Origin of the sequence: Trebonia sp., assembly GCF_049794275.1 — a bacterium.
Classification (GTDB): Bacteria; Actinomycetota; Actinomycetes; order Streptosporangiales; family Streptosporangiaceae; genus Trebonia.
On record NZ_JBARCR010000968.1, the window covers coordinates 1 to 1,776 of the forward strand.

The 1,776-nt window shown below is 65.8% G+C and carries 3 protein-coding genes; 2 read left to right on the forward strand and 1 reads right to left on the reverse strand.

Going from position 1 to position 1,776, the window contains the following annotated elements:
* On the reverse strand, positions 1–376 hold a 376-nt coding region (locus tag WA805_RS24740; protein WP_425243526.1), incomplete at its 3' end, for a response regulator transcription factor.
* Positions 377–898: 522 nt separating this feature from the next.
* Here WA805_RS24740 and WA805_RS24745 point away from each other — a divergent pair.
* Complete coding sequence (locus WA805_RS24745) at positions 899–1,540, forward strand: hypothetical protein (protein WP_425243527.1); 642 nt, start codon at positions 899–901, stop codon at positions 1,538–1,540.
* The coding region (locus WA805_RS24750; protein WP_425243528.1) for a hypothetical protein at positions 1,540–1,776 on the forward strand (237 nt) is incomplete at its 3' end. The genes WA805_RS24745 and WA805_RS24750, both read left to right, overlap by 1 nt.

The window sequence follows — 1,776 nt, forward strand, 5'->3', positions numbered from 1 at the left end:
CGTGCGGCTCGCCGCGCAGCCGGACCCGCACCCTGGCGAGCAGCTCGGCGAGCGAGAACGGCTTGGTCAGGTAGTCCTGGGCGCCGCGCTCCAGGCAGTCGACCTTCGCCGCCACGTCGGCCACGCAGGACAGCACGATCACGGCCTGGCCGGGGCGGGCGGCGAGCAGCCGGCCGAGCACCTGGCGCCCGTCGAGATCGGGCATGACGAGGTCCAGGATGACCAGGTCGTAGCGGGTGGCCAGGGCACGGCGCAATCCCTCGGCGCCGCTGTCAGCGAACTCGGTCGCATACCCCGTGGCAGCAAGCGCCCGGCCGATGAACGAGCGGATCTTCGGCTCGTCATCGACGATCAGGATGCGTCCGAGATGCGCCAATGTCCTCCCATCCGCCCTGTCAGTGTCCTCTTGATGGTCTCTGTGTGCTTATTCCAGGTCAACAGGCGATCGGCGTGCACTCCTGATCTGTTACAGCACTGTCACACAAACGATTGCAACCCTTAGCAAGCAGATTATGGGCCAAACGCCCAGCTTGCCGCCATAGCCCAGCCGGGCCGGCCCGGCCAGCGCGCATGACAATTTTGTCATTCAGGCGTTCGCCTGTTGCGTGCGTGTTCACCGGACCGTCACGATCGGGTCGTAAGTGGGCAAGCCTGCCTGCGAGTGCCGCCTGCGGCCGACTCGACCCGCGAGTTCACCCGATCCGGGGGACCTGCGAGGACGCCGCTACCGCTGCTCGCTCAGTTGGGTGCAACCGTGTGCATCGCTCGTTGTGCAGAAACGAGGTGGTAACCGGTGTCTCTACCGGCTCGCGTGACGACCTTGGTGATCGCTTTCCTAGCGGTTGTCGCGGGCGGGATTTTCGTCGCGTTGCATTACATCGGCTCGCAGCCTCCGACTATGGACTACACCTCGGTCGCGAGCAACGGCCAGGTGAACGTCACGCTGATGACCACCCCGCAGACGACGGTGACCGACAAGCCGGACTGGGTGTCGTACTTCATCAAGAACCCTTCGACCGGCCAGTTCGTGCACACCACGTACTTCAAGGTCCCGGCGGACACGCAGGTGAACATCACCATCCTGGGTTACGACGGCTGCACGCCGCTGCGCAACCCGTACTGGGGCCACGTCACCGGCACGTTCACCCAGTCCGGGCAGAAGAACGTGGCAGACGTCTCGATATTTAACGGCAAGAAGTACGGGCCGGTCGTCCCGGTGTCGACGTTGGACTCGTGGGCCAACTGTTCGGTGCAGCACACGTTCGCGATACCCGGCCTCGGGCTGAACGTGCCTGTCGCCTCACCGCCCACGGTGGCGGAAAACAACGCCCTGTGCGGCACGTCGCCGTGCGTGGCTAATACGGACGACCAGGCGCTCGCGCCGCACTCGGTGGTCACGTTCAGCTTCCGGACGCCGAAGGACGGCGGCACCTTCCGCTGGCAGTGCTTCGTGCCCTGCGGTGGCGGCTACGTGGACGGCAACGGCGGCCCGATGGGCACGCCGGGTTACATGATGGGTCAGATGGAGGTGCAGGCCTGATGGCCGCAGAGGCATCGAACCCGGTACCGGCCGGGAGCACGGGTGGCCGCAGGGACGGGCTGTGGCTGCTCGTCATCTGGGTGGTCCTCAGTGTCGTCGGCTCCTTGCTCGTGTACATAGTCTGGGGCCCGCACATGCCCCCGGGCGCGATGACCACCTCGGCGTCGAGCCAGCAGTTCGACACCAGAGTGCTCGGCGCGATCGCCGCCCCGGTCATCATCGGCATATTGCTGTAC

Bases quoted from the DNA above. Each gene is read 5' to 3' on its own strand.
- WA805_RS24745 (WP_425243527.1), top strand. From the start codon at position 899: ATGGACTACACCTCGGTCGCGAGCAACGGCCAGGTGAACGTCACGCTG.